Source organism: Streptomyces sp. NPDC005533, from assembly GCF_042871845.1.
GTDB lineage: Bacteria > Actinomycetota > Actinomycetes > Streptomycetales > Streptomycetaceae > Streptomyces.
In genome coordinates this window covers 1-4,869 of sequence record NZ_JBIAJH010000121.1, presented here as the reverse complement: position 1 = coordinate 4,869, position 4,869 = coordinate 1, and the positions used below count along the sequence as shown (strand labels likewise).

The window sequence follows — 4,869 nt, the reverse complement described above, 5'->3', positions numbered from 1 at the left end:
GTCATGGTTCCCGGCACGGACCCGGCCGCACTGATCGTCCCCAGCCTCGCCAGCTCCCTCCGACCAGTCCTTCACCACCAAAACCCCTCCCCGCAAGGATCGAGGAACTGGTGGAGGCACACCCTCTTTTTAAGGTCCTGATCTCCAGGTCGGGGATCGGCGTCAGGAACCGGAGCCCCCATCCTCGCCAGCTTGCTATCCACCGCCCAACCTCGCCGCCTACGCAGACCTCTCCCCCAACGACCCGCAGCCCGGGCTCCTCCATCCGCGGCGTACAACCGCCCGGAGAGGAAACAAGCAGCTCGAACGGGCCTTCTCCCCCTCCGCGTTCGCTGCCCTGGCCGACCCGGCATCCCACACCTATTACGACAAGAGGACCGCCCAGGGAAAAGCACCACACCCAAGCCCTCCTCTGCCTCGCCGGACGCCGAGCCAACGTGCTCTTCGCAATGCTCCCCGACGGCACCTTCTACGAACCCCAACCCGCCCCCACGGGTTGACGAAACCCGTAGGGGTACCCCCCTGGCTCCCACCCCGGCATCCGGCGGTCTGCCGGGGTGGGAGCTGGACTCACCTATACCCACCGAATTGCAGCAGGCATAATTGGCAGGATGCTTTTCCGCTCGCGCTAAAGAATCTTGAGCTGCTGAGGTTCGGAATCCGGGTCCTCCGTTACGGAGACGGCACCCCCAGCGCTCCAAACTTCTTCCATGTAGGCGTAGACCTGGATGGCCCGGATAATCGAGTCGGTTTTGCTATAGCCGGTTAGTTCCACGATCCGTTCCAGTGCCAGTGCAGCTCGGGGGGGAAGGTTCGCGGTTACGCGATCCGCCGGGCTCGTCCTACTGCGGCCGACTCTGTCGTTGGCCTCTTCAACGGTCTCCGGCATCTGCTCCTCCTTGAGTGCACTCGGTTCACAGACGGAGCGGGACAGATCCCGTCAGCCTTGGATCTGCCCAATCCTCTCTGGCGCTCTCTGCCCAGAGAGCGCCCCCAACCATACGCTTACATGCGTACCTGGAGCAATATATCCTCATAATTGCACGCAAGGTGTACGCTATTTATTAGCCCTCTTGCGTAATGAGGGTCTGCGAGCCGGGAGAGGAGGCGCATCTCGTGGCGAAAGACAAGGGCCACATGCCCTTACAAGGCGGCACTCCGCAAGAGCCCGTCTTCGAAGTCGGGGCGCGCCGGGCCTGTTATCCGGAGATCGTCGATCACTTAAAGGAGCCCCACTCCATCGAAACCCAGGATGCGCGTGACGGCATTAGGATGATCATCAAGGCCCATCCCTTAGCTCCCGCCCGCGTCGCCGTTACTTTCCTGGGGCTAGCATTCGGAGGTATTAGGGTCGGCGACTGGGTGACAGGCCTCATCAATGGCATCGGCCCTCCCTGGCTGGCTCCAATGTGCGGGCTAGTGACCGGAGCAGGCACGTTCCTCCTCGGGCTTGGGGTGGGACGGCGACATCTACACCGCATCTCCGGTGCTCCCGCCAAGCCCTGCCGGGCCGACGAAAGCTAAGGAGCTTGTGCACCGCTACTGATTCCCAGTGAGCACTTTCCATCTTGATCTGTGCAGGTGGGAGGGTGGACAGCACCCGGTGCGGTCCGAGGCGACTGACCGGCGGCCAAGATCACAACGAAAGATCGTCTGTCAGCGGGTGATCTCGAGGCGGGACAGAACCAGAGGAGCCCGCAGGAGGATGCGGCAGGGCAGGTAACTACTGATATGGAAGTGGGTTGTCGTAGGGGCTGATGATCGTTGATCGTCGCGGTATGCCGTGGGTATGGGGTATCCGCAGGGTGGGGGACCGCGGAGAGGCAGGCCTTCCGCGGGCGGGTGCGGATGGAAGCGGTCGCGATGTTCGCCAAAGGGCGGGGCAGTAGCGAGGTCGCGAAGGAGTGACAGGTCCGCTTCCGCTCGGTCCAGCGGTGGCGGCAGGCCTGGAGTGCCGCCGGTCAGGACGGGGTCCGTTCCCCCGGCCCGGCGTCCAGTCCAAGCCGAGCGACGCCCTGTTCGCCCTGCTCGAGGAGGAGCCGGCCAGGGACCCTGTCGCGCATGGCTGGCCGGACCAGCGGTTGACGCTGGCCAGGATCAAGTCCTTGATCGGCCGCAGGTTCCAGAAGTCGATGACGCTGTCGAGGATCTCGCAGATGCTGAGGCCACAACGCTGGAGTCATCAGGTTCCAACCCGTCGTGCGGTCGAGCGTGACGAGGCGGCGGTGGTCGGCTGGGTGAAGCAGGTGTGGCCGCACGTGGAACCATCGCGGCAGCGTACGGGGCATGGACTGTCTTCGAAGACACAGCCGGAATCTCGATGACGCCGCCGCCCTCCCGCACCTGGAGCAGACGCGGCAGCACACCGGTCGTCCGGGTCCGCGGACGCTCCCAGTGCCGCTTATCCCTCGCCGCCCTGTGCTACTACAAGCCCGGCGAACGCGCCCGCCTCACCTACCAGCCCAAACGGCATGCCACTCGCAAGGCCGGTGGCGCAAGAGCTTCGCCTGAACCGAGTACCACGACCTCCTCATCGCCGCCCACCGCCAGCCCGGCACACCCACCGTCGGCCGTCGCGTATGAGTGCCCACAGGATGTTCAGGCGACGCCGTGGGAGGGCGATGAAGGCCTGCCTGTGGTTCTTCCGCTCGGCTCTTGGCGCTCGTAGAGCCCCTTCGAGGTGGGTCAGTATCGGGCTGCTGCTATGGCGGACATGTAGAAGACCTGCAGACGTGGCGTCGGCAGCAGCGTCGCGGCCCACGCGTGCTGCCGCTGATCCGCCCCGAGTCCTTCGGGAGTGGGGCAAGGCCCTCGGTACTGACGGCGGCGGCCAGCTCATCTCCGGGAACGGCAGTGCGGCTCGACCGCGGTTGGCTACGACGAGGGTCGAGTTGCGGACCTTGCGATTCTTCAGCCAGACCGCATGCTGGTTCCGGCCGATCCGCCGTAGAGCGCCGGGAGTCTGGTAGCCAGTCAGGATCACCAGGGAGCCCTTGGACGTGCTGTAGTGGAAAGCTCGCTCCAGGGCGGGAACGTACTCCAGCATCTGCGCCCACAGGCGGTTGGCTGTCCTGCTGCGGTCGGCTGCCAGGTTCAGGCGCCGCGAAGTGGGGACGCGCAGGTCGACTGCGATGCCGTCACCGCGGTGCATGCTCGGGAGGTGGCGGCGCATGCGGGCCTACTCGGCGACTTGTTGGCGAAGTGATTCCAGCCACAATCCGGCAACCCGCTGATAGACACACCCGTTCCCTGACTGTCCCCACGCGCTACGAATGGGCGGACTGACCGAGCAAGAACGTAAAGCCCTCTGACCTAGGTGGCCTACACCATCCAGCCGTTAACACAGGCCGTTTGAGGATCTGCAGGAGCTTCCCGGCACTTCTGCAAGGGATATACTGCCGCAATTTTGGACTCTCGGGACTCCCGTCACGACCACACTCAGGCCGTTGACCGGCGTGAGGTTTCCCAGGTGGCTGCGTCTTAGAGGAGAGATGCCACCGGGGTCGGCCGTACTGGTGGCCCCGGGCGACTGGAGGTCGTTGTTGTGGAACCCGTGATCGAACACTCTGTATCGCTGCTGACAGGGCACATTCTTTTCCCGGAGGGGTCCCGCTTTGCTCCGGCTGGAGATCAATGCATCCAGCTCGTCAGTCGCAGACTGGCGGCCGGAGCTGGGGCCGACACGGGAGCGTATCCGGACCGCGGTTGAGTGGTTGGGCAGGAGCTCCGGACCGCTGTGCTGCCGGGATCGGTCACCAAACGATGTGAGGGCAAGAGCAACTCATACCTTCGCACTCCTCTCACCCTGCTCCCTGACGGGCTGTCTCTGGATCCTTACCTCCATTAGCGAATGGTGATCTCCGAGACCCCAAGAAGCAGGACCCTCCGCAGCGGCAGGCCGCCGATAGTCCGGCCGCGCAGCGAAGCGCACCTCCGCTCCCAGCGTTGGTGTGCACTCCGGAGGAGAGGGGTCTTCCTATTTTCACTGCCGGCTCCCGGCTATGGGGGCCCTACACGTCCGCCCGCCAACCTCGCTACGCAGGAGAAGAGGTCGACCGCCGAAACGTGAAAGTGCAAGTCCACGAAGGGCGAGTGGCGAAATCAGGCAAACGCAGCGGTCTTAAAAACCGCCACCTAAGGGTCTGTGGGTTCGAATCCCACCTCGCCCACCTACGTCGATGCCCGAAGCTTCTGGGGGGGGAGGACCCTACATCGATCCTTCACCTGACGTCTCGGGACTGTGGAGCGGTGCAACTCCGGTCATGGAGGATTACACCTGTTACCGGCGGGAGCACCGCGATAACGTCTGAGGCGGAGGCGTTCGCCCACGGCTGTCGATGACCCGTTCCTGAACGGGCTCGTGGCCCGGGCTCGGGCCGAGGACTGCAGCTTGGGGACGAGGGCGGACTGCTCCTGCAGCTGACGAGACGGCTGCTGGAGTCCGCCCTTGAGGGCGAGAGGACGGATCATTACGGCTACGACCGGCACCCCGAGGGAAAGAACGGCGGCAGATCGGGTAAGTGTGCAAGCTCCAGGACCGTCATCACGGATGTCGGTCCGGTTGAGATCGATATGCCGCAGTACCGGCAGGGGGTTCGGACCACGGATCGTGAAGAAGCGTCAGCGCCGGCTGACCGGCGTCGATGAGAGGGTGCTGCCGCTGTCGGCGAAGGACCTGGCCCACGGGGGAGGTCTCGGCGCATCTGACCGAGGTCTGTGGAGCTGAGGTATCCAGGGGCAGATCCCTGTCCACGATCACCGGCCTGGGTACTACTACTACAAGTGGCGCAAGTGGCCCGCGAACCCGACAAAGCGTGAGGTCAGACGCGCCGCGCTGACCGAACGGATCGAACATTTCTTCCGAGTCCG

At 64.4% G+C, this 4,869-nt stretch carries 3 protein-coding genes and 1 tRNA gene; 3 read left to right on the top strand and 1 reads right to left on the bottom strand.

All coding sequences use genetic code 11. The annotated features are described in order from the left end of the window. Positions 1-628: 628 nt before the first annotated feature. A complete protein-coding gene (locus ACFYP3_RS36975; RefSeq protein ID WP_388842444.1) occupies positions 629-889 on the bottom strand; it encodes a hypothetical protein in 261 nt (86 codons plus the stop codon). A 1,243-nt stretch (positions 890-2,132) separates the two neighbouring features. Between ACFYP3_RS36975 and ACFYP3_RS36970 the strand changes: the two genes are divergently transcribed. From ACFYP3_RS36970 to ACFYP3_RS36960, 3 genes are all read left to right on the top strand, one after another. Next, positions 2,133-2,324: a winged helix-turn-helix domain-containing protein gene (locus tag ACFYP3_RS36970; RefSeq protein WP_388842448.1), complete on the top strand. Its 192-nt coding sequence runs from the start codon at positions 2,133-2,135 to the stop codon at positions 2,322-2,324. A gap of 1,762 nt (positions 2,325-4,086) precedes the next feature. Beyond that, positions 4,087-4,169: transfer RNA gene (locus ACFYP3_RS36965), tRNA-Leu, on the top strand. Positions 4,170-4,383: 214 nt separating this feature from the next. After that, positions 4,384-4,647 (top strand): transposase, encoded by a 264-nt coding sequence (locus tag ACFYP3_RS36960; RefSeq protein ID WP_388842446.1) that lies wholly within the window; start codon positions 4,384-4,386, stop codon positions 4,645-4,647. Positions 4,648-4,869: the final 222 nt, after the last annotated feature.